Raw genomic sequence first — 22,797 nt, 5'->3', positions numbered from 1 at the left:
ACGAAAACCGTTCGATAACCGCGCCGTGGCTCGTTTATCGATTCCGCCCTGTTGAGGGCGCGCGTTAACCTGATCGACCAGCAGTGGTGTGCGAAACGCCAATGTTGAAACCCTTACCAGAGCAGGAGCACAGGTTTTGAATCGGCCCAGCAATCAACTCTTCGATGCCTATTTCACCGGTGCCGAGATGCGCGCGGTGTTTTCCGACGACGGCCGGCTGCAGGGCATGCTCGATTTCGAGGCCGCACTGGCCCGGGCCGAAGCGCGTTGCGGGGTTATCCCGCAAACAGCGGTCGGCCCCATCGCAGCGGCTTGCAAGGCCGAACTCTACGATCCGGATGCCTTGGCGCAGGCGATCGCCATTGCTGGCAATTCGGCCATCCCGCTGGTCAAGGCGCTGGGCAAGCGCATCGCCCAGGACGACGCCGAGGCGGAGAAGCACCTGCACCTCGGCGCCACCAGCCAGGATGTGATGGACACCGGTCTGGTCTTGCAACTGCGTCAGGCCATCGGCTTGCTGGAGCGGGATCTCGCGAGTCTGGGCGCGACGCTGGCGCAGCAGGCTGAGCGCCACGCCGATACGCCCATAGCCGGTCGTACCTGGCTGCAGCATGCAACGCCGGTGACCCTGGGGATGAAGATCGCCGGTTGGCTGGGCGCCGTGACGCGCCATCGTCAACGGCTGCAACTGATCAAACCAAGGTTGCTCAGCCTGCAGTTCGGCGGTGCCTCCGGTTCGCTGGCGGCGCTGGGTGAGCAGGCCTGGCCGGTATCTCAGGCCCTAGCGGACGAGCTGCAACTGACCCTGCCTGAACAGCCCTGGCATACCCAGCGCGATCGGTTGGTGGAGTTCGCCGCGCTGTTGGGCATGATCGCAGGCAGTCTCGGCAAGCTCGGGCGTGATCTGTCACTGCTGATGCAGACCGATGTCGGTGAGGTGTTCGAGCCGTCCGCGCTAGGCAAAGGTGGTTCCTCGACCATGCCGCACAAGCGCAATCCGGTTGGCAGTGCGGTGATGATCAGCGCAGCCACGCGCGCGCCCGGCCTGGTCGCCACCTTGCTCAGCGCCATGCCGCAGGAGCATGAGCGCAGCCTGGGCCTCTGGCATGCCGAATGGGAAACCTTGCCTGAGTTGTGCTGCCTGGTGTCCGGGTCGCTGCAGCAGGCGCTGATCACGCTGGCCGAACTGGAAGTCGACAGCGAGCGTATGCGGGGCAATCTCGAACAGACTCGAGGGCTGCTGCTCGCCGAAGCCGTGAGCATTGCCTTGGCGCAGCGTATCGGCCGCGATGCCGCGCATCATCTGGTCGAACAGTGCTGCAAGCGCGCCGTGGCTGAAGGTCGTCACCTGCGCGGGGTACTGAGTGAAACCGCGGCGGTGCGTAACGAGCTGAACGACGCCGAGCTCGATCGTCTGCTCGATCCTGCTTTTTATCTGGGGCAGGCGCGGCGCTGGGTCGAGCGCGCCGTGGCCGAGCACCGGGCGATCTGACGCTGCCTTTTACGGCTGCACGAATGCGGTCCTGATCAATCACCAATCCGGAAATGCACACGATGGATGAGAAAGAACGTTACGAAGCCGGCATGCAGGTGCGCCGCGCGGTGCTGGGAGATGCGCATGTCGATCGCAGCCTGAAAAACATCACACCGTTCAACGAAGAGTTCCAGGAAATGATTACCCGTCATGCCTGGGGCGATATCTGGACGCGCCCCGGCTTGCCGCGGCATACCCGCAGCCTGGTGACCATCGCCATGCTGATCGGAATGAATCGCGAGGGGGAGCTGAAGTTGCACCTGCGGGCTGCGAAGAACAACGGCGTGACCCGCGATGAGATCAAGGAAGTGCTGCTGCAAAGCGCTATCTACTGCGGCATCCCCGCCGCCAACGCGACCTTCCATCTCGCCGAGGAAGTCTACGACGAGCTGGGCGTGGAGTCGTTGCAGGAAGGATAGTCGATCTGACGCAAGCCACGGCGTGCCGAGAGGCGACCGTGGTTGCGCCGTCGCCTATTCGAAGTCGGTGGCGCCTGCGGCATGCCGCGCTGCAGCCCGAGGTTGATGCCACCGGAGCATGTGTGCCATATCAAAGACGAACCAGGCTTCCTCCTTTGCATTTCTGAAGCTGGGCGGTGATCGAACGATTTGAGTCATGTCACGCGACCTGCCACTGCGTCGCCAGGCGCCGAGCTTCGTGCAGCTCAGTCAGCAGAGGCTCGGCGGGCCCCGCCGCCGTCAGGCGTTGCAGGTCTCGGTGGCGCTCGCGGACGGCCTGTTCCAGCCAGCCGATGCGCGCCAGGGTGGAGGGCGTGCAGGTCTGGCCGCCGAGGTCGTCGTGCAGGTCGAGCCAGTGGGAACGCCAGGCTTCCTGCAGATACAGCGCTTCTGTATCGCTTGATATCCCTTGCCGCCAGCCGGTGATAATGCCGTCCAGCCAGTCGAGCACCGTCGATGTGGCGCCACGGGTCGCGAGCTCCGAACGCAGGCGTTGATAGGCGTCGATAGCGATGCGCTTTTCCAGCGAGAAAGCGTTGAGCGCGTGCTGCTCGCCTTGTTGCTCCAACCCCAGCAGGTGGGCGAAGTACTGACGCGTCTCGAATCGCTCGGCGGCGTGGAACTGTGGCATAGCGGTGCCGTTGCTATTGAACTGGCGCAGCGGGTCGAAGCGGTACATGTAGCCGAAGTCGAACAGCCGCACCTGGCCATCGTCCAGGGTATTGCCGGGGCACAGGTCCCACTCGAAGAGCCCGCCAAGCAGCAACGCCACCAGCGTGTCGAAAAGCTGCGTGAGCTGGCGCTCGTCCCAGGCCTGGACCGGGACGCCGTCGATCCAGGGCGACAGCAGCACGCCCTGGCGAAAACTGGCGTAGCGGGTCTCGACGATCGCGCTCAGGCGCTCGCCGAGCAGCGGGTCGCGCTGGAGCTGACGCAGGTCGGCGCGCCGCTGTATCTCGTTGAGAAAGCTGGTCTGACCGTCGGTGTTCTGTACTTTGCATCGGCTGCGGGCGCGTTTGAGCGTCCAGTCTTGGCCGCTGGCATGGATGCGATAGACGTGGGCGGTGAGGCCGGCGCTGAAGCGCTCTCGAACATAGGGCTCGTCGCCCCGCGTGGCGGCCAACTGCTCGAGTGGCAGCGGGCAATCGGCGGGCGTGCCGATTTCTATCTCGGCCCCGCTGGCGACGAAATCGAGCTGGGCAGCATGGCGGTGTTGTTCAGGTGTCATGAGAATTCCTCTGCGGCTATACGGCTCAACGAGCCTGCACCACGATGATCTTGTCCTCGCCGTGCTGGCGGACAAATGCATAAGGCGACTCGGACAGTTGCCGATGACTGCCGGCGCCGACCGCGGGGTGGCGCGCACGGAACTGGCCGAGACGCTGCCAGTGCTCGATCAACGCGGCGATCTCCGGTCTGGCGTGATCGCCCCAGTTCATGTCCGAACGCGTGCCCTGAAAAGGGTCGGAGCCGGTAGGGCCGAAGGCGCGTGCGCTCTCGTCGCCGTAGTAGATCTGCACCGCGCCGGGGCTCAGCAGAAGCGCGCTGGCGAGACCGCGTTGGCGCGGCAAATCGCCGTCGTGTTGTGCGCTGAACAGCGAGGTGTCATGGGATGAGGCGTAGCTCATGAAGTTGTGCCCGGGGTGGTTGGCCAGCAACTCGGCGTAATGGCTGTAGCCCTTGTCGGCACGACGCAGGCAATCGCTGGCCGCGCTGGCGATTTCCTGTTGAAAGGCGAAATTGATCAGTGCGTCGAATCCGTTGGCTTGATAGTCGCTCGTCTCCGGGCCATGGCCGAAGACTTCGCCGACCATCCAGAACGGCTCGCCGGCCAGCGGATCGTTCGGGTTGGCCGCTGACCAGTCGCGGCGGGCTTGATCGGCCTGTTGACGCAGCTGTGCCCAGGCCGCCGGTTCGACATGCATGACGGTGTCGGCACGAAAGCCATCGACGCCGAACTCGCGCACCCAGTTGGTCAGCCATTCATTGAGATAGTCACGTACGCGATAGCCGTCACGCTCGACGGCGCGGGTTGACTGCTTGTGGCGTAGAAATTCCGGCAGGCCGACCGGGGTGTCGCGCTCGGTGCGAAAGTCCGGCAGGAATGCCAGCGAGCCCTTGAGTGGATCCACCAGCACGCTCGGCGGTGCGGGGTAGTCGGCGATACCGGCGCGTACCCAGTCCTTGCCCCACCAGCGGGCCCAGGCGGGGTGATCGTAGTCGATCAGGTTGTGGTAGGCGTGCACGTTTTCGTACGGCTCCGGCTGCCAGTCGCTCCAGCGTTCAGGCAGGTATTGCTCCATGCCTTGGCGCAAGGCGCCGAACCCGTAGTCTTGCATATCGGCCAGGGTCGAATAGCCGGCGTGGTTGAGCACCACATCGAACAACACGCGAATCCCTCGCGCATGGGCGCTGGCGATGAGCTCGCGCAGGTCGTCCTCGTTGCCCATGTTGGCGTCCAGCTGGGTGTAGTCCAGCGCGTAATAGCCGTGGTAGGCGTAGTGACGGAAGTCGCCTTTCTCGCCGCCACCGACCCAGCCGTGAATCTGCTCGTACGGCGCGCTGATCCACAGGGCGTCGATGCCCAGTTCGGCGAGGTAGTCGAGCTTACCCGTCAGGCCTTTGAGATCGCCGCCGTGAAAGGTGCCGATTTCCTCTGCGCCGTCCGGCTCGCGGCCATAGCTGCGGTCATTGTGCGGGTCGCCATTGGCGAAACGGTCGGTCAGCGCGAAATAGACGGTCGCGTTGCGCCAATCGCGCTGCTGCTCTGAACGCGACTCGGCGGCTTCGATGAGCAGCAAGCCGTCGCTGCCGGGCGCCGGTGTCAGCTCGACCTTGCCGTTCTGCACGGTGGCGGTGCTGCCGCTATAGGCATCGCGCAAGCGCTGGCCGTTGTCGAATACACCGGCAACCGGAACCTGTACGGCTTCGCCCGCCCATGGCCGGCAGGCCTGCTCGACGGGCTCGCCCGTCTGGCGGATCGGCAGCAGCCGCAGGCTGGCATCCTCGCCGGTCTTTATCAGCAGGCGATAGCGCCCCGGTTCCGTCACCTCAAAATCGAAGCGGCTGCCGGCGTTCAGGTCATGGCGCTGGAACGGTTTGAGCGATTGGGTCAGGGCCTCGTCGGGGCCTAGCTGAAGGCTGCCTTTCGACAGGTCCAGCTCCGTCGCGAAACGATCCTCGGCGAGCGATTCCCAGGTCGGCTGCAACGGCTGACCATTGAGTCGGATGGCGACTTGCGGTTCTGCTCGCACGGCAGGCGAGAGCAGACTGCAACAAAGGGCTAGGATGAATGGACTAAGGGGCGGAAGAGGGCGCATGTCCGGCTCCGGCTAGGCGAGAATGTTTCCGTATTCAAGCGGGTTTCGATGGCCTTGTGCAGGCTGAGAAAGGCCGTTTGATGCGGCGGGTAGCCGTCGTTCGGAGGCGAAACTACGCCCCGCTTCTACGCCCCTCATCCTCCCCCGGAGGAGGATGTTTTAGCGCTCCTGCAGGGCGAGTATGGAGGCACTGCGAGACCGCCAGGCGGCACGCAGAACGTGTGGATAAAAAATAAGAAGCCACGAGGGAATACCCAAATGAATAAAAAGCTGTTTGCAGCGGCCGCCATCGGTCTCTCCGCAACCCTGAGTCTGCCGCTGTCCGTCCAGGCCGCTATCGAAGAAGGCAAGCTGGTCGTCTGGATAAACGGTGACAAGGGCTATAAAGGCCTGGCTGAGGTTGGCAACAAATTCACCGAGGAAACCGGCATCACCGTCGAAGTCGCTCATCCGGATGCGGCGACCGACAAGTTCCAGCAGGCGGCGGCCACCGGCAACGGTCCGGACATTTTCATCTGGGCGCACGACCGGCTTGGCGAGTGGGCGCAGAGCGGGCTGCTGTCTCCCATCACGCCGAGCGCCAAGACCAAGGGCGAGATCGCCGACTTTGCCTGGGACGCGGTGAGCTACCAGGGCAAGCTGTGGGGATACCCCATGGCGGTGGAAGCGCCCGCGCTGATCTACAACAAGGCCCTCGTTTCGACCCCGCCAAAGACCTTCGATGAGGTCTTCGCCCTCAATAAAACGCTCGCCGCCGATGGCAAACGCGCGATTCTCTGGGATTACAACAACACCTACTTCACCTGGGCCCTGCTGGCGGCCAATGGTGGTTACGTCTTTGCCGACGGTGACTCGGGTTATGACGTCAGCAAAACCGGCGTCAACAACGAGGGTGCCAAGCAGGGCGCAACCGTACTCAAGCGGCTGATCGATGAAGGCGTCATGCCCAAGGGTGCCGACTACAGTGCCGCCGAAGCTGCATTCAACAAGGGCGAATCGGCGATGTTCATCAGCGGGCCCTGGGCCTGGTCGAACATCAAGAAGAGCGGCATCGACTTCGGCGTGGCGCCGATCCCGGCGGTGGGCGACGGTCCGAGCAAGCCGTTCTCTGGCGTGATGGCGGCGACCCTCAACGCCGCCAGTCCGAACCAGGCGCTGGCGGTTGAGTTCCTGGAAAACTACCTGCTCAAGGTCGAAGGGCTGAAGACCGTGAATGCCGACGTGCCGCTGGGGGCGGTGGTGAACAAGGAATTCATGGCCGAGCTGTCCGACGATCCTATGATCAAGGCGACCTTCGAGAGTGCGCAGCAAGGCCGTCCGATGCCGAACATTCCGCAGATGGGTGTGTTCTGGTCGGCCATGGAGCCCGCCCTGACCAATATCACCTCCGGTCGCCAAACCGTGGATGCCGCCCTGGATGACGCCGCCAAACGCATCGTCAAGTAACGACAACCCGCAGCCGCCGCTGGAGACGCCTGCGTCTTCGGCTGCGCGCCCTGAGGCTCAGATTCCGATGTCCGCTGTGAATGTTCCCGCCGAGATGCCCGGCCGTGCCGTACCGAAACTGCCGATTCCCAAGCTGCCGGCCGCGATGCGTTGGGGCCTGTGGCTGTTGTGCAACGCCTTCGCCCTGTACCTGATCGTCGCCTTGTACGCCCAGGGGCAGACCGTGTTCGCCCTGCTCGGGTTGGTACTCGCGGGTATCGCCAGTTTCGTCTTCATCAGTCGCCGCGCCTATGCTCATCGCTACATCTTTCCGGCGGTTGCCGGGATGCTGGTGTTCGTCATTTTCCCGCTGCTGTACACGGTGGGGATCGGCTTCACCAACTACAGCGGCACCAACCTGTTGAGCTTCGAGCAGGCGCAGCGTTATCACCTCAACCAGACTTACCTGGCAGGTGAGCGCTTCGGCTTCAGCCTGCATCAGAACGATGAGGGCCAGAGGCGCTTGCGCGTCGATCGTGGCGAGCAAGGCGTTTGGATTTCCGCTCCGCTGGAGGGTGAGCCGATCGAGGGCGAGCCGCTGGGCATGATCCGCGAAGCGGACGTCGACGACCTGGGCGAGGCCCTGCCGCTGCGTGACGTGATTCGCCAGCGCAAGCAATTGGAACAATGGGTCATGCGGGGCCATGAGGGGCAGCTGCTGCGTCTTTACGGGCTGCGCGAGGTAGCCGCGGTGGAGCCGCTGTATCGGCTTCAGGACGACGGCTCGTTGGTCAACAACCAGACGGGCGACCGCCTGACCGCCAACGATGAGATCGGCTTCTACGTCGATGCCGACGGGCGGGCGGTGGCACCCGGTTACACCGTTTACGCTGGCTGGAGCAACTTCGCCAAGGTGTTGACCGATCCGAAGATTCGCGGCCCATTCCTGCAGATCTTCGTTTGGACGGTGTGCTTCGCCGCGCTGACGGTGATCTTCACGCTCGCCGTCGGGCTCGTGCTGGCCAGCCTGCTGCAGTGGGATATGGTGCGCGGCAAAGCCTTCTACCGGCTGATGCTGATCCTGCCGTACGCGGTGCCGGCGTTCATCTCGATCCTGGTGTTCAAAGGTCTGTTCAACCAGAGCTTCGGCGAGATCAACCTGATGCTCGACAGCCTGTTCGGAATGCGCCCGGACTGGTTCAGCGACCCGACCCTGGCGCGCAGCATGATCCTGATGGTCAACACCTGGCTCGGTTATCCCTACATGCTGCTGTTGTGCATGGGGCTGCTGCAGGCGATTCCGCGTGACCTCTATGAGGCTTCGGCAATGGATGGCGCGACGCCGCTGGATAATCTCCTGAAAATTACTCTGCCGTTGCTGATCAAGCCGCTGGCACCACTGCTGATCGCAAGCTTTGCGTTCAACTTCAACAATTTCGTGTTGATTACCCTGTTGACCCGCGGCGGCCCGGACATTCTCGGCACCACCACGCCGGCGGGAACCACCGACCTGCTGGTCAGTTACACCTATCGCATCGCGTTCCAGGATTCGGGGCAGAACTTCGCCCTGGCCGCCGCCATCGCCACGTTGATCTTCATCGTCGTCGGCGCCATGGCCTGGCTGAATCTGAAACTCTCTAAAGTGAAGGTCTGAGGGGCACGCACATGGCCATGGTTCAACCGAAATCCGTCAAATACCGCGTCTGGCTCACTCATGCCGGGCTGCTCGCCTTCGTCGCACTGATCGTGTTCCCACTGCTGATGGTGGTGTCGATTTCCTTCCGAGAGGGCAACTTCGCCACCGGCAGCTTGCTGCCGGATAACCCGACGCTGGAGCACTGGTCGCTGGCGCTGGGCATTCCCTACGTCCACGAAAACGGCGAAATCAGCAACCCGCCGTTCCCGGTGCTGACCTGGCTATGGAACTCGATGAAGATTGCGCTGATCAGCTCGCTGTTGATCCTCATGCTATCGACCACCAGCGCCTACGCCTTCGCCCGTCTTCGCTTCGGTGGCAAGGGGCCAATCCTCAAGGGCATGCTGATCTTCCAGATGTTCCCCCCGGTGCTGACGCTGGTCGCGATCTATGCGCTGTTCGACCAGCTCGGCAAGCACGTCGTCTGGCTCGGGGTGAACACCCATGGGGCGGTGATCATCGCCTCGCTGGGCGGCATGGCGCTGCATATCTGGACCATCAAGGGTTATTTCGAGAGCATCGACGGCTCGCTGGAAGAGGCGGCAATCGTCGATGGCGCCACCACCTGGCAGGCCTTCGTGCATATTCTGCTGCCGATGAGCGTGCCGATCCTGGCGGTGGTGTTCATCCTCGCCTTCATCACCAGCATCACCGAGTATCCGATTGCCTCGGTGCTGCTGATGGACGTCGACAAGCTCACGCTGTCGGTCGGGGCGCAGCAGTACCTGTATGACCAGAACTACCTCTGGGGCGATTTCGCCGCGGCGGCGGTGCTGTCCGGACTGCCGATCACAGCGGTGTTCCTCTATTGCCAGAAGTGGATCGTCGGCGGGCTGACCGCCGGGGGCGTTAAAGGTTAAGGACGGCCCGAACGGGTGCGCCATGGAGAGCCAGACATGAATGCTGCAATGCCAGCACCGCTGCCACTGATACCCGCGAAGATGAGCATGCCGCCGTTGCCGCGCGGTCTACTGGCGCGGCCGCGTCTGGACGAATGGTTGCAGCGCCTTGGCGAGGTGCGGCTGGCGGTGCTGCATGCGCCCAGTGGTTTCGGCAAGACGACCCTGGCCTGTCAGTGGGCACGGGCCTTCGACGGTCAGGTCGCCTGGCTGCAGCTGCACCCAAGCGACAACGATCCGCTGCAGCTCGGCCGCTACTTGTTGCATGTGCTCGATGCGCGGTTGGAACACGGCTGTCCGCGCAGTCTGTTGCTGGCCGGGCAAGGCCGGGAGGCCTTCGATACCCTGCTCACGCACCTGCTGGCCGAGTTGCCCGGTGAACATGAGCCGGTGCTGTTGGTGCTGGATGACTTCGAGACCCTGTACAACGCGGAAGTGATCGCCGCACTGCGATTTTTTCTGCGCAACATGCCGAGCTGGATGACGCTGCTGGTGTGCAGCCGAGGCCTGCCGGAGCTGGGCGTCGCCGATTTGCGGGTCAAACATCAGTTGCTCACTGTCGATACCCAGCATCTGGCCTTCGAGACTGACGAGGTGCAGGCGCTGCTGGATCTGGGACTGCCGGTGTCGATCAACCGCGAGCAGGTCGAGCGCCTCAATCGGCGTATCGGCGGCTGGCCCTGCGCATTGCAGCTGGTATTGCAGGAAGTGCAGACCGGACGCGGCATGGACCTGTTTCTGGAGAACCTGCAGCTCGGCCATCCCTATGTTCGGGATTACATGCGCGAGCAGGTGATCGCCAATCTGGGCGCAACCACGCTGGATTTTCTCCAGGCGACCTGCCTGCTCGAACGGTTCAATGCCCCCCTGGCCGATCACCTGACCCAGGGCAGCAATGCCCGTGACATGCTGGAGCAGTTGGAGCGCGGCGGGCTCTTTTTGCAGCCCTTGGACAGCCTGCGCCAGTGGTATGCCTACCATCCGCTGTTCGCCACCTTCATGCAGGGCGAGCTGCGCACCCGTCAGCCGCAGCGGCTCTCCGAACTGCATCTGCGCGCCTCCGAAGCGCTGGTGGCCGAAAGCCTGCCGGAAGAGGCGGCGCGCCACGCGGTGCTGGCCGGCTGTCCGACGCGGGTCGGCGAGGTGCTGGAGCGTCATGGCCGGCAGTTTTACCGTCAGGGCCGCCTCGGCTTACTGCAGCAATGTCTGGAAACCCTGCCGGAAGCGGTTATCGCCGGCTCGCCGCTGCTGACCCTGTTGCAGGCCTGGGTGTCGCAGAACTCCTATCAGTTCGATCAGGTCGAGCGCTGGTTCAAGGCCGGCGAGCTGGCCCTGCAACACAGCTGTTCTGACGAAGACTGGGCACGCATCGTCGGCGAATTCAACGCCGTGCGCGCTCAGGTGGCGATGAATCGCGGCGACGAGCAGCAGGCGATCGTCCTGGCCCGCGAAGCCCTGGTGCGTGAGCCGCTGATCATGCGTACCTCCAAGGTGGCGGCGCTGTCCGGCCTGGCCGAGGCGCATTTCGTCCAGGGCCTGCTGCCTCAGGCGCAGAAGCAGTACGAGGAGGCCGAGCGTCGCGCGCGGGAAATTCGCGCCTCGCACTTGGTGGTCTGGAACCTAGGGCAGCTGTCGGAAATCGCCATTGCCCAAGGCTACCTGCAGAAGGCCTATTCGCTGCAGGAGCGGGCTATTCAGTACGTCGAGCAGGCCGATCTCCAGGCCACGCCCATCATGGAGTTCATCTATCGGGTGCGCGGCCAAGTGTTGCTCGAGTGGCATCATCTGGATGCCGCCGAGCAGTGCGCGCTGCAGGGCATTCAGATTCTGGAGGATGTCGGCGATCGTTGGCTGCTGCAATGCTATGCGCTACTCGCTGGCATCGCCCACGCACGGGGCCAGCAGAGCGCCTGCGCCGATTACATCGGCAAGATGCAGAGCATGCTGGCTGACGATAACTACCACGTCGACTGGCTCGCCAATGCCCATGCGGTAATGCTCAGCTACTGGGATTCGACCCAGGACAAGACCGCAATCCAGCAATGGCTGCTCACCGCGCCGGCTCTCGAGCGCGGCCTCAATCACTTCGCCCAGTACAACGCTCGCAACCACGCGCGTGCCTACCTGTCGCTGAAACAGACGGAAAAGGCGCTGCCGATTCTTCGGCAGTTGCAGGTCGATGCCGAGCAGCATGGTTTGGTCATGGATCTGAACCGTAACCACATCCTGCTCGCACAGCTGCACTGGCTGCGCGAAGAACGCCAACAGGCGCTGGATCATCTGCAGCTGGCGTTGACCCTGGCCAGCAGTACGGGCGCCATTGGCAGTTTCCTGCGCACCGGCAAGTTGCTGATCGCCATGCTAAAGGCCCTGCAACACGAGCGCCGGCTCGACGAGCTGGAAGCGCAGCGCGCCGATCGGCTGATTCAGCTGGCGCAGCAGCAGCGCGATTTCAGTCGGGCCATCCGCATCACCCTGGACGAGGCGGTTATTCAGGACATCATCAACCGTCCGGACGTACCGGAGCTGATCCGCCATTCCCCGCTGACCCGGCGCGAGTGGCAGGTGCTCAGCCTGATCCACACCGGGCAATCCAACGAGCAGATCGCCGAACATCTGAACGTCGCGCCGACCACCATCAAGACGCACATTCGCAGCCTGTACCAGAAGCTCAACATCACTCATCGCAACGAGGCCGTGCAATTGGCGCGCGGCCTCTTGAGCAAGATCCAGGGCGAATAGCGGGCGCGATTGCATGAGCGATTACGCCTCCGACCAGTCCAAGCTCGGAGGCGTTTTTTCATCCCAGTGGAGCCCGACATGTCGATGACCGAAAAACAGAAGATGCTCGCCGGCGAACTTTACCGACCAGGCGACCCCGAGCTGCAGACCGATCACGCCTTGGCCAAGGCCTGGATGGTGCGCTACAACGCAGCGCTCGCCGAGACGCCGGCGGTGCGTCGAGCCTTGCTGAGGGAGTTGTTGGGGAGCGTGGGCGAAGGCGCCGTGGTGCGGCCGCCGTTTCATTGCGATTACGGCTACAACATCCATCTCGGCGACGACGTGTTCTTAAACTTCAACTGCGTGATTCTGGATGTCGTCGAGGTACGCATCGGCAGCGGCACGCAGATCGGTCCGGCCGTGCAGATCTATGCAGCGGACCATCCACGCGGCGCGGAAGAACGCCGCAGCGGTCTGGAATTCGGTCGCCCGGTGGTGATCGGCAAGAATGTCTGGATTGGCGGTGGTGCGATCATCCTGCCGGGCGTGACCATCGGCGATGATGCAGTGATCGGTGCGGGCAGTGTCGTGACACGAGATGTGGCGGCGGGGGCGACGGCGGTAGGTAACCCGGCCCGTATCCGCTGAAGGATGAGGGGATGGCAGCCGGCGCTGAGCCGGCTGCCTGTACCGCTTACTGCTGAGTTACGGTGGCCACGTTGCCCGAGCCCATCTGCGACACCATTGCCGAGTCGCCCATGCCGCTCTGCATCAGCATTGCCTGGTTACCTACGCCGCCTTGAATGACGGTCGCCAGATTGTCCTGGCCATCTTGCGTCAGGCTGACTTCGTTGTCCGATCCGTAGATTTGCTGAATGTCAGCCACGTTGAGGTCGCCGCCCTGTACCACGTCCACACGGTTGTTGTCGCCGTAGCTGGCACCGGTCAGCTCGTTGCCATTTCCGGTTTGGGTCACGGTGAGCAGGTTGCCGGTGCCGTCCTGGGCGAAGTCAATCAGGTGATCGGTGCCTTGCTGAGTGACATAGGCTTCGTTGTACTCGCCGTTCTGCTGTAACGAGGCGGTCTGGAAACTGCCGTCCAGTTGATCGACGGTGATGAAGTTGCTGTCGCCAGTCTGTTCGGTGCTGGCGCTGTTGCTTTCGCCGGCCTGAAAGATGTCGGCGCTGTTGGAGGTGCCGTCCTGGTAGATCGATGCGGTCTGCAGGCTGCCGCTCTGGTCGATGTACGCCTCGTTCATCAGGCCCATCGATTGAATGCTGGCGTTGTGATCCGTGCCTTCCTGCGTAACGGATGCGACCTGCGAATCACCCTGTTGGTCGATCTCGGCGCTGGAATCGGAGACGTTCATTTGATAGACGGTCGCGTCGTTGCCATTGCCGTTCTGGCTGACCAGGCCGTCGTTGCGTGCGCCGCCTTCCTGCCATACCAGCGAGACGTTGTCGTTACCCACCTGGCGCTGCTCGGCAAGGCTCGATTCGGTGTTGCTTTGAATAGCCTCGGCGAAGTTGTCGGTGCCGTCCTGCTCGGTGATGGCGGTGCTCAGGTCGGCCGCGGTCTGCTCGGTGATCGCGGTGTTGTAGCTACCGTCCTGATACTGACGGGCGCTGACACCAAAGGAGTCGCTCTGGACGATGCTGGCATCATGGTTGTCGCCTTGCTGCAACTGGATCGCTTCGCTCTGCTCGGTCGAATTCTGCACGACGTCCGCGCGGTTCAGATCGCCGGTCTGGGTCTGCACGGCATCCGATGAGATGGCCTGGTTCTGAGTGACCATGGCATCGTTGCTGGTGCCTATCTGTGATTGATAGGACAGGTTGTCCTGGCCACCCGTCTGAGTGACTTCAACAATGTTGTCGGCACCGGACTGGCTCTGTTCTGCACTGTTGTCGTCGGCGTAGGCCTGGGTGGCGAGGATCGCGATAATGGCGGCTGCGAGGGGCTTGCACTTGAACATTGTCATCTCTCCATGGATGTGTGGATGCGTGTCGCTCCTGGCTGGCGCGGCGGCGCGGGGAGTTGCTGGCGCGGCTGCTACTGCAGGGTCAGTCCCGGAACTGCATCGATCCTAGAAGTTGCTCGTGACAAATAAGTGTCGACTCGCTTGCTGGTTGACGGTTTTATGGCGATCCGCATGAGTGTGCCAATCGCGACGCTGCGGCGTCGGGCCCAGCCTTGGGTAGATGCACTACGCCCCCTGATCGGTCCGTCTCTACGCCCGCTTCATACGCCTCGCTAATGCAGGGGCGGGAGGATGTTGCGACGGGTTGCCGCACCTAAAGTGGCGGCGTGTTCCCCCAAACATCGAAGGTTGGTTGTATGAATCGCAACGACTGGTGGCGCGGCGGCGTCATTTATCAGGTTTACCCGCGCAGCTTCTATGACAGCAACGGCGACGGGGTTGGCGATCTGCTCGGTGTAGTCGAGAAGATCGACTACATCGCCAGCCTCAATGTCGACGCCATCTGGCTATCGCCGTTCTTCACCTCGCCGATGAAGGACTTCGGTTATGACGTGTCCGACTATCGCGGTGTGGATCCGCTGTTCGGCACGCTGGAGGATTTCAAACGGGTCATCGAGGTCGCCCATGCGCGTGGCATTCGCATCCTCATCGATCAGGTCCTCAATCATTCATCCGATCAGCACGCCTGGTTCATGGAAAGCCGCTCCAGCCGCGACAACGCCAAGGCCGACTGGTACGTCTGGGCTGACCCGAAGGATGATGGCACCGTGCCCAACAACTGGCTCTCGGTGTTCGGTGGTCCGGCCTGGACCTGGGATAGTCGCCGCAAGCAGTACTACCTGCACAACTTTCTTTCCAGCCAGCCGGACCTCAACTTTCATTGCGAAGCGGTGCAGCAGCAGCTGCTCGACGACATGGAGTTCTGGCTGAAACTGGGCGTCGACGGCTTTCGCCTGGACGCGGCGAACTTCTATTTTCACGACCGCGAGCTGCGCGACAATCCGCCAAACCACGACATTCGCGAAGGCAGCATCGGCGTGCGCGCCGACAACCCCTACGCGTTCCAGAAGCACATCTACGACAAAACCCAGCCGGAAAACCTCGACTTCCTGCGGCGTATTCGCCAGCTGCTCGAGCGCTATCCGGGCAGCGCCACGGTGGCCGAGATCGGCTGCGATCACTCGCTGCGGACCATGGCCGCCTACACCGGCGGCAGCGACACGCTGCATATGGCCTATTCCTTCGACCTGCTCACCGAGCAGTGCAGCCCAGGCTTCCTGCGGCACACCATCGATTGTGTGGAGCGCGAGCTGGTCGATGGCTGGCCCTGCTGGTCGATCGGTAACCACGATGTGGTGCGCGTGATGAGTCGCTGGGCGCTGGCCAACCAGCCGGATCATGCGCGCGGGCGGATGTTCATGGCGATGCTGTTGAGCATGCGCGGTAGCGTGTGCCTTTATCAGGGCGAGGAGTTGGGCCTGGACGAAGCCGAGCTGCAGTTCGAGCAACTGGTGGACCCTTACGGCATCCGCTTCTGGCCGGAGTTCAAAGGCCGCGACGGCTGCCGTACGCCGATGCCTTGGCATGATCAGGACCCGCACGGTGGTTTCAGCCGGGAGCAACCCTGGTTGCCGCTGGCCGACAAGCACCTGCCCCTGTCGGTGGCCGCTCAGGAGCCGGAGCCGAGCTCGATGCTCAACATCTATCGCCGCTTCCTCGCCTGGCGCCAGGATCAGCGTCTGTTGATCGAAGGCAGCATGCGCACCGTTTACCACGACGACGCGTTGCTGGTGTACGAACGCCGCCTGGGTGACGAGGTCTGGGTGTGTCTGTTCAACATGGGTGACAGTGGACGGCACTTTGACCTGTCGGCTCCGGTCGAAGGGCTCGACGTGCCCTCGGCATCGGCAGTCTTCGACGGCCACGGCGTACACTTGCCTGCGCACGGATTCGGATTTGCCCGCCGGCTCGGCTGAGCTGTCCGGATCGAGACGAGGCTAAGGTTTCGTTTTGTCCGGCTGCCGCCCGCTTCGCTCGCTGCGATGCATCGCAGCGACTGTTTTGAAGGAGAACAACAATAATGGCCAGCGTAACCCTGCGGAATATCTGCAAGAGCTACGACGAGGTGCCCATCACCTGCGGTATCAATCTGGATATCGCTGATGGTGAGTTCGTGGTGTTCGTCGGCCCGTCCGGCTGCGGCAAGTCGACCCTGCTGCGGCTGATTGCTGGCCTCGAGGACATCACTGACGGCGAGCTGCAGATCGACGGCGAACGGGTCAACGAACTGCCGCCGATGGATCGCTCAGTGGGGATGGTGTTTCAGTCCTACGCGCTTTATCCGCATATGAGTGTCGCGGAAAACATGGCGTTCGGCCTGAAACTGGCGAAGATCGACAAAGGCGAGATTCGTCGCCGAGTGGACTCGGTGGCGAAGATCCTGCAGCTCGACCAAATGCTCGACCGCAAGCCCAAGGATCTCTCCGGTGGGCAGCGCCAGCGCGTGGCGATCGGCCGGACCATGGTGCGCGAACCCAAGGTGTTTCTCTTCGACGAGCCATTGTCGAACCTCGATGCCTTTCTCCGCGTGCAGATGCGCATCGAAATCTCGCGCCTGCATCAGCGCCTCAAGGCGACCATGATCTACGTGACCCATGATCAGGTCGAGGCCATGACTCTGGCCGACAAGATCGTCGTGCTCAATGCTGGGCGCATCGCCCAGGTCGGGCCGCCGCTGGAGCTGTATCACTACCCGAGCAACCAGTTCGTGGCCGGCTTCATCGGCTCGCCACAAATGAATTTTCTGCCGGTGAGCGTGCTGCGAGCGGACGCCGATTCGGTGGAGGTGACGATGCCGGGTGGCAGCGCGTTGCGATTGCCGGTGGATGGCAGCCAGGTCAGCCCTGGCGATGCCGTGACCCTGGGCATTCGTCCTGAGCATTTCGTCGATGCCGATAGGGCTGACTTCGTCTTCAATGGCGAGATTGCGGTCGCCGAGCGACTCGGTGACCACAACCTCCTGCATCTGAACTTCGAAGGCGTGGACGAAATGGTCGCGGTCGCCAGCGATGGCAATCGTCGTGTTGCGGTGGGCCAGGTCTACGCGACAGGCCTGTTGGCCGACAAGTGCCACCTGTTCCGCGCAGATGGTCAGGCCTGTGCTCGGCGTTATCGAGAGCCGGCCCTGTTTGGCTGACGGCACCACGGCAGCTGGCGCTCGACCGGCTGCCGCGGCGACTTTAGTGGCTGAGCTTCAGACCAAGCAAACCGATGCAGATCAGCAGCACACTGCCCAGACGAAACAGGCTCATCGATTCGCCGAACAATATGATTCCGGCGATCACAGTCCCCACGGCACCTACCCCGGTCCAGACGGCGTAGGCGGTGCCCAGCGGCAACTCCTTCATGGCCAGCCCTAGCAGGCCAAGGCTGGCAGCCATCGCAGCAACGGTAAGCAGGGTGGGAAGCGGGCGACTGAAGCCATCGGTGAACTTCAGTCCGACGGCCCAGCCGATTTCGAACAGGCCGGCAAAAAACAGGATGATCCAGGACATGCGCACCTCGATAGGACGGTAAATTGGGTGGGGCCGTCCCCGGTGAGTTGATGCCGCCTGAGGTCGTCCTCAGCAGGCGCTATTTTGCACAACGAGACAGTCCGGGCAAGAGGCCCGGACCGGTAGACGCGTATCAGGACGCGTCGGAGCCTTTATCCTTCATCCGCCGATAGACCGTCGCCAGCAGCGCACCGGACAGATTGTGCCAGACGCTGAACAACGCGCTTGGCACGGCCGCCAACGGCGAGAAATGCGCACTGGCCAGGGCTGCGCCGAGCCCCGAGTTCTGCATGCCGACTTCGATCGACAGTGTTTTGCGCTGCGCCAGCGGTAGGCCGAACAGGCGCCCGACGAGGTAGCCGATGCCGAGCCCCAGGCTGTTATGCAATATCACCACGGCCATGATCAGCAAGCCGGATTCGGCGATCTTTGCCTGGCTGGCCGCGACCACGGCGGCCACGATGATCACGATGCTCACCACCGAAACCAGCGGCAGGATATCGACCACCTGATGCACCCGATTGCCCAGCAGGCGGCGGGCGATCAGGCCGAGGGCGATCGGCACCAGCACGATCTGTACGATGGACATGAACAGGGCGCCGAAATTGACCGGTAGCCAGGCCGAAGCCAGCAGCCAGATCAATGCGGGCGTGACCAGCGGGGCGAGCAGGGTGGTGACGGCGGTGATCGCCACCGAGAGCGCGACGTCACCCCGCGAGAACCAGGCGATCACGTTGGACGCGGTACCGCCCGGGCAACAGCCCACCAGGATCACGCCAACCGCAATTTCCGCCGGCAACCCCAGCAGTTGGCAGAGTAGCCAGGCGAGGGCGGGCATGATCAGAAATTGCGCCCCGACACCCAATGCCACCCACAGCGGTCGACGCGCAACCTCGGCGAAATCAGCCGTTTTAAGCGTCAGACCCATGCCGAACATGATCAGCCCCAGCAGCGGGACGATCCAGGCGGTGGCGGGAAGGAACCAGCTGGGCTGGAGGAAGGCGAGAATGGCGAACAGCAGGACCCAGAGGGCGAAGGTGTTGCCGACAAAGCGGCTGAGGGCGGCGAGGGCACGCATCGGGCTTACCTTGTAGTTATGGAGGGGGTGCCGTCAGCCGGGGCTGACGGCCAGGGCAGTTTAGATGCCCTGTGGGATCTCCTCACCACCCAGGGCTTCGAATAGCGCGGGCAGGAACTCCTTGAAGGTCAGCATCATCAGCAGGAAGCTGGCGTCCTGCTGGCCGAGGTCGTCGTCGCCGCCGTCCTGCTCGGCCTGGTCCTGCAGCAGCTCTTCGAAACGCAGGCGCTTGATCACCAGCTTGTCGTCGAGCACGAAGGACAGCTTGTCCTGCCAGCCCAGCGACAGCTGAGTGACCTGCTTGCCGACTTCCAGATGCTGCTGGATCTCGTCGCTGGTCAGGTCCTGGCGCTTGCAGCGCACCACACCGCCATCTTCATGGGTATCGCGCAGCTCGCACTCGTCGAGGACGAAGAAGTCATCTGCCGCTTTCTGCGTCTTGACCCAGTCGGTCATCGTGGCCGATGGAGCGATTTTCACCGTCAGCGGACGCACTGGCAGCGAGTCGATGGCTTCACGCAGCGTCGACAGCAAGTCTTCGGCGCGCTTGGGACTGGACGAGTCGACCAGGATCAGCCCCTGTTCGGGCGCGATGGCGGCGAAGGTGCCGGACTTACGGATGAAGGCGCGGGGCAGGAAGGCCTGAATGATGTCGTCCTTGAGCTGGTCACGTTCTTTCTTGTAGACCTTACGCATCTGCTCGTTTTCGATCTCGTCGACCTTTTCCTTCAGAGCGTCCTTGACCACGCTGCCGGGCAGAATGCGCTCTTCCTTGCGCGTGGAAATCAGCAGAAAGCCCTGGCTGGCATGCACCAGCGGGGCATCTTCGCCCTTGCCGAAAGGCGCAACGAATCCGTAGGTGCTCAGTTCCTGACTGGCGCAGGGGCGGGCGGGCTTGGCGGCCAATGCGGCTTCAAGTGTCTCGACATCGAAAGGCACGTTCTGGGTGAGACGGTAGACGAGCAGATTGCGAAACCACATGGCGATTTGAAACTCCGGTAAAAGCAAAGGGCGCATTATTCCCGTCCCGGCAAGCCAGGCCAACCCTGCCGAGCCGCAATGCCGATGGAAACCGCAAAAACGGCCAATAAACAGAGGGGTTCCTAAGTCTTTGTAAGTTCTTCAATTTTTTTTTCAAAAGGGGCTTGCCAAGGTCAGGAACCCTCTCTAGAATGCGCCCCACTTCGAGAGCAAACGGGTGATTAGCTCAGCTGGGAGAGCATCTGCCTTACAAGCAGAGGGTCGGCGGTTCGATCCCGTCATCACCCACCACTCGAGGTTTAGCGCAGCGGTAGTTCAGTCGGTTAGAATACCGGCCTGTCACGCCGGGGGTCGCGGGTTCGAGTCCCGTCCGCTGCGCCATATTCGCCATCAAGGACCACTGAACGCCTTGATAGCTCGAAAAAAGCGACCTTAAGGTCGCTTTTTTTTCGCCTTCAATTTGAGTTTCTTCCTGTTTGCACGTTTCGTGCGGCACTTCCGTACTTTGCATTGTCTTTACCTATTACCTCGGTCCGCTCGGTAGCCACTGCTGGGGGTGACTGTTAAGCTCCGGCAATCGATTTGCTTCACCCCTTCAAGCGTATTTAAGGAAACAGAATGAGACATCAACGTTTGGCGTCTGCGATAGCCCTGATTGGCCTGGTCCTGGCGGGCTGTGATTCAGAAACCAGCGTCAAGCTGGATACTCCGGCTCAAAAAGCGTCCTACGGTATCGGACTGAACATGGGCAAGAGCCTGGCTCAGGAAGGCATGGCTGATCTCGATTCGAATGCGGTTGCGCAGGGTATCGACGATGCCATTGGCAAGAAAGAGCAGAAGCTGACCGACGAACAGCTGATGGAGGCCTTCTCCGCTCTGCAGGCGCGCGCCGAAGAGCGCTTGGTCGAGATGAATAAGGAAGCCGCGGCGAAGGGCAAGAAATTCCTCGAAGACAACGCCAAGCGTGACGGCGTGAAGACCACCGAGTCTGGTCTGCAGTATGAGGTGGTCAAGTCGGCTGACGGCCCGCAACCGGGTCCGGACGATGTCGTTACCGTCCACTATGAAGGCAGCCTGACCGATGGCACCGTCTTCGATAGCTCGATCAAGCGCGGCACCCCGATCGATCTGCCGGTCGGCGGTGTGATTCCGGGTTGGGTCGAAGGCCTGCAGCTGATGCACGTCGGCGAGAAATACAAGCTGTACATCCCGAGTGAGCTGGCCTATGGCGAGCAGAGCCCAAGCCCGCTGATCCCCGCCAACTCGGTTCTGGTCTTTGACCTGGAGCTGTTGGGCATCAAGGGCGAAGAAAACGAAGCGGCTCCGGCTGCTGAAGCCGAGCCTGAGGCTGCTGAAGAAGCTGCCGAAGAGCCTGCCAAGCAGTAATCGCTCTGTAGTATCGAAACGCCCCGCTCATGCGGGGCGTTTTTGTTTCTGGCCGACAGCCTTGGTCTCGCACATACCGTCGACGCGGGCGGCGTGCGCGGTCAGTACGTCCCGCGAGCGGCTGCCAGCAGCACCCCGAAAGCGACCAGCAGCCCGCCGCACAAACGGTCTATCCAATGGCGGACGGCCAGAAGACGCTCACGCACGACGCCGGCTGAAAAGCACAGCGCGACCAATCCGAACCAAGCCATGTGCGCCATCGAGATGAAAGCGCCATAGCCGATCTGCACCGCCAGTGACGTATCGGGACGCACCACCTGAATGAACAGGCTGACGATGAACACGGTGGTCTTCGGGTTCAGCGCATTGGTCAGAAAACCGGTGCGCAATGCACCCCAGTCTGACGGTGGTGGTGCGGCGCCGTCGGCCGGTGCGCCACTCGGCTTCGCGCGCAGCATCGTCACGCCGAGATAGATCAGGTAGGCGGCGCCGACCAGCTTGATGGCATTGAATAGCCAAAGCGACTGCTTAATCAGCAGGCCGACACCCAGAAGGGTGTAGGTGACGTGGACCAGCACACCCAGGCCGATACCCAGGGCCGTCAGCACGCCGGCGCGGCGCGACAGCGTCAGGCTGTTGCGTGTGACCATTGCGAAGTCCGGTCCCGGGCTGATCACCGCGAACACCGTGATTGTGACTACGGCTATCAATTCAGTCATCGCGTATCCTGTCGGTAGGCAGAAAAATGGATGCTAACCAGGCGCTTTCCGGATGAATAACGATGTTTTCTGACAGTCATAGTGAGTCAGGCTCACTAGCCGTCGATCGGCGCTTGCCGTCGTTGCTGGCGCTGCGTTGCTTCGAAGCCGCAGCTCGTCTGGAGAATTTCAGTCGCGCGGCCGATGAGTTGCATCTGACCCATGGGGCGGTCAGTCGCGCTGTGCGTCTGCTCGAAGATGAACTGGGCGTGGCGCTGTTCGAGCGGCGTGGCCGTCGCGTGTTTCTGACCGAGGCTGGGCGTACCCTGGCGCGGGCGGTGAGCGGGGGCTTTGACCTGATGCGGCAGGCTGTCGGCGAACTGCGCGCCAGTGGTCGCCAGGCGCGGCGCTGGGTGGTGTCGTGCGAACCCACGTTGTTAATGCGATGGCTGATTCCTCGTTGGCCCGATTTCCAGGCCAGACACCCGGCGATGGAGGTGCATCTGGTTGCTGGCGGCGGGCCGTTCTCCTTCGCGGACGGGATCGATCTGGCGATCCGTCGTGACGATTTCCGCTGGCCTGGCAGTTACCATGCCGAGCCATTGTTCGTAGAGCGGGTTGGCCCGGTCTGTCGCCCGGACAAGGCGGCGATCTGGCTTCGCCTGGAGCATGATGGCGCTGCGTTGCCGGCCGGTGTGCCTTGCCTCCACTCTCGCACACGGCCGTCCGCCTGGCAGGACTGGGCCTTGGCGGCAGGTCGGGGCGTCCCCGAGGCGCCGGGGCAAATCTTCGATCATTTTTACTTCAGTCTGCAGGCGGCAGTAGCCGGCCTGGGCGTGGCTATCGGCCCCTGGCACTTGGTGCGTGACGATCTGGACAGCGGCGTGTTGGTCGCGCCGCTGGGGTTCGTCGAAGACGGCTCGCGCTACTGCCTGCTGTCGCCGCAACCCTTGCTGCCCGGCAGCCCGCAGGCCGATCTGTTGGTCTGGTTGCGCGAGATAGCCTGAGGCGCTGTCGACGCGGCCCCGAAGGGGTGAGGCTTGCCGAATAACCTGGGACGCAGTCC

18 protein-coding genes and 2 tRNA genes are annotated in these 22,797 nt (G+C 62.6%); 13 read left to right on the top strand and 7 right to left on the bottom strand.

Annotated features, from left to right (window positions below):
• The first annotated feature begins 136 nt into the window (after positions 1-136).
• Both MCB86_RS03145 and pcaC read left to right on the top strand, forming a co-directional pair.
• Positions 137-1,492 carry a 3-carboxy-cis,cis-muconate cycloisomerase gene (locus tag MCB86_RS03145; RefSeq protein WP_275589401.1) on the top strand — a complete coding sequence of 452 codons (1,356 nt, stop codon included), beginning with the start codon at positions 137-139 and terminating at the stop codon, positions 1,490-1,492.
• A gap of 62 nt (positions 1,493-1,554) precedes the next feature.
• Entirely contained in the window at positions 1,555-1,953 is a 399-nt protein-coding gene (gene pcaC / locus MCB86_RS03140; RefSeq protein WP_239609734.1) for a 4-carboxymuconolactone decarboxylase, read from the top strand.
• A gap of 199 nt (positions 1,954-2,152) precedes the next feature.
• On the opposite strand, the gene MCB86_RS03135 is transcribed toward pcaC, so the two are convergent.
• Positions 2,153-3,220, bottom strand: a complete 1,068-nt coding sequence (locus tag MCB86_RS03135) for a hypothetical protein (RefSeq protein ID WP_239609733.1) — start codon at positions 3,218-3,220, stop codon at positions 2,153-2,155.
• A gap of 25 nt (positions 3,221-3,245) precedes the next feature.
• Positions 3,246-5,312 carry an alpha-amylase gene (locus tag MCB86_RS03130; RefSeq protein ID WP_239609731.1) on the bottom strand — a complete coding sequence of 689 codons (2,067 nt, stop codon included), beginning with the start codon at positions 5,310-5,312 and terminating at the stop codon, positions 3,246-3,248.
• 258 nt (positions 5,313-5,570) lie between these two features.
• Between MCB86_RS03130 and malE the strand changes: the two genes are divergently transcribed.
• The 5 genes from malE to MCB86_RS03105 all read left to right on the top strand — a co-directional run bounded on the left by malE (position 5,571) and on the right by MCB86_RS03105 (position 12,701).
• Positions 5,571-6,758, top strand: coding sequence for a maltose/maltodextrin ABC transporter substrate-binding protein MalE (gene malE, locus MCB86_RS03125; RefSeq protein ID WP_239609729.1), 1,188 nt, complete (start codon positions 5,571-5,573; stop codon positions 6,756-6,758).
• Between the two features lie 67 nt (positions 6,759-6,825).
• Complete coding sequence (gene malF / locus MCB86_RS03120) at positions 6,826-8,391, top strand: maltose ABC transporter permease MalF (RefSeq protein WP_239609727.1); 1,566 nt, start codon at positions 6,826-6,828, stop codon at positions 8,389-8,391.
• Between the two features lie 11 nt (positions 8,392-8,402).
• Positions 8,403-9,293, top strand: coding sequence for a maltose ABC transporter permease MalG (gene malG, locus MCB86_RS03115; RefSeq protein WP_239609725.1), 891 nt, complete (start codon positions 8,403-8,405; stop codon positions 9,291-9,293).
• Positions 9,294-9,329: 36 nt separating this feature from the next.
• Complete coding sequence (gene malT, locus MCB86_RS03110; RefSeq protein ID WP_239609723.1) at positions 9,330-12,074, top strand: HTH-type transcriptional regulator MalT; 2,745 nt, start codon at positions 9,330-9,332, stop codon at positions 12,072-12,074.
• Positions 12,075-12,152: 78 nt separating this feature from the next.
• The gene (locus tag MCB86_RS03105; RefSeq protein ID WP_239609721.1) at positions 12,153-12,701 is read left to right on the top strand and encodes a sugar O-acetyltransferase; all 549 of its coding nucleotides are present in this window, start codon (positions 12,153-12,155) and stop codon (positions 12,699-12,701) included.
• A gap of 46 nt (positions 12,702-12,747) precedes the next feature.
• On the opposite strand, the gene MCB86_RS03100 is transcribed toward MCB86_RS03105, so the two are convergent.
• Positions 12,748-14,028 (bottom strand): hypothetical protein, encoded by a 1,281-nt coding sequence (locus MCB86_RS03100; RefSeq protein WP_239609719.1) that lies wholly within the window; start codon positions 14,026-14,028, stop codon positions 12,748-12,750.
• 362 nt (positions 14,029-14,390) lie between these two features.
• Here MCB86_RS03100 and MCB86_RS03095 point away from each other — a divergent pair, with 362 nt between their 5' ends.
• Positions 14,391-16,010: an alpha-glucosidase gene (locus MCB86_RS03095; protein ID WP_239609717.1), complete on the top strand. Its 1,620-nt coding sequence runs from the start codon at positions 14,391-14,393 to the stop codon at positions 16,008-16,010.
• A gap of 104 nt (positions 16,011-16,114) precedes the next feature.
• A complete protein-coding gene (malK, locus tag MCB86_RS03090; RefSeq protein WP_045163654.1) occupies positions 16,115-17,230 on the top strand; it encodes a maltose/maltodextrin ABC transporter ATP-binding protein MalK in 1,116 nt (371 codons plus the stop codon).
• Between the two features lie 43 nt (positions 17,231-17,273).
• Here malK and sugE read toward each other — a convergent pair whose 3' ends face one another.
• The 3 genes from sugE to rdgC all read right to left on the bottom strand — a co-directional run bounded on the left by sugE (position 17,274) and on the right by rdgC (position 19,647).
• A complete protein-coding gene (sugE, locus tag MCB86_RS03085) occupies positions 17,274-17,588 on the bottom strand; it encodes a quaternary ammonium compound efflux SMR transporter SugE (protein WP_045163653.1) in 315 nt (104 codons plus the stop codon).
• 133 nt (positions 17,589-17,721) lie between these two features.
• Positions 17,722-18,666 (bottom strand): bile acid:sodium symporter family protein, encoded by a 945-nt coding sequence (locus MCB86_RS03080; protein ID WP_239609715.1) that lies wholly within the window; start codon positions 18,664-18,666, stop codon positions 17,722-17,724.
• Positions 18,667-18,726: 60 nt separating this feature from the next.
• Entirely contained in the window at positions 18,727-19,647 is a 921-nt protein-coding gene (rdgC, locus tag MCB86_RS03075; protein ID WP_239609713.1) for a recombination-associated protein RdgC, read from the bottom strand.
• A gap of 215 nt (positions 19,648-19,862) precedes the next feature.
• Here rdgC and MCB86_RS03070 point away from each other — a divergent pair.
• The 3 genes from MCB86_RS03070 (at position 19,863) to MCB86_RS03060 (ending at position 21,033) form a co-directional block, all read left to right on the top strand.
• A tRNA-Val gene (locus tag MCB86_RS03070) sits at positions 19,863-19,938 on the top strand.
• A gap of 13 nt (positions 19,939-19,951) precedes the next feature.
• Positions 19,952-20,028, top strand: a tRNA-Asp gene (locus tag MCB86_RS03065).
• Between the two features lie 237 nt (positions 20,029-20,265).
• Positions 20,266-21,033, top strand: coding sequence for an FKBP-type peptidyl-prolyl cis-trans isomerase (locus MCB86_RS03060; protein WP_080890657.1), 768 nt, complete (start codon positions 20,266-20,268; stop codon positions 21,031-21,033).
• Positions 21,034-21,134: 101 nt separating this feature from the next.
• On the opposite strand, the gene MCB86_RS03055 is transcribed toward MCB86_RS03060, so the two are convergent.
• Complete coding sequence (locus tag MCB86_RS03055; protein ID WP_239609712.1) at positions 21,135-21,752, bottom strand: LysE family transporter; 618 nt, start codon at positions 21,750-21,752, stop codon at positions 21,135-21,137.
• A 62-nt stretch (positions 21,753-21,814) separates the two neighbouring features.
• Between MCB86_RS03055 and MCB86_RS03050 the strand changes: the two genes are divergently transcribed.
• The gene (locus tag MCB86_RS03050; RefSeq protein WP_239609709.1) at positions 21,815-22,738 is read left to right on the top strand and encodes a LysR family transcriptional regulator; all 924 of its coding nucleotides are present in this window, start codon (positions 21,815-21,817) and stop codon (positions 22,736-22,738) included.
• Positions 22,739-22,797: the final 59 nt, after the last annotated feature.

The organism is Pseudomonas sp. KSR10 (genome assembly GCF_022355455.1).
In the GTDB taxonomy this organism is placed as follows: domain Bacteria; phylum Pseudomonadota; class Gammaproteobacteria; order Pseudomonadales; family Pseudomonadaceae; genus Stutzerimonas; species Stutzerimonas stutzeri_E.
The sequence above is the reverse complement of the archived record's forward strand: the minus strand, read 5'-3'. Positions and strand labels throughout refer to the sequence as shown.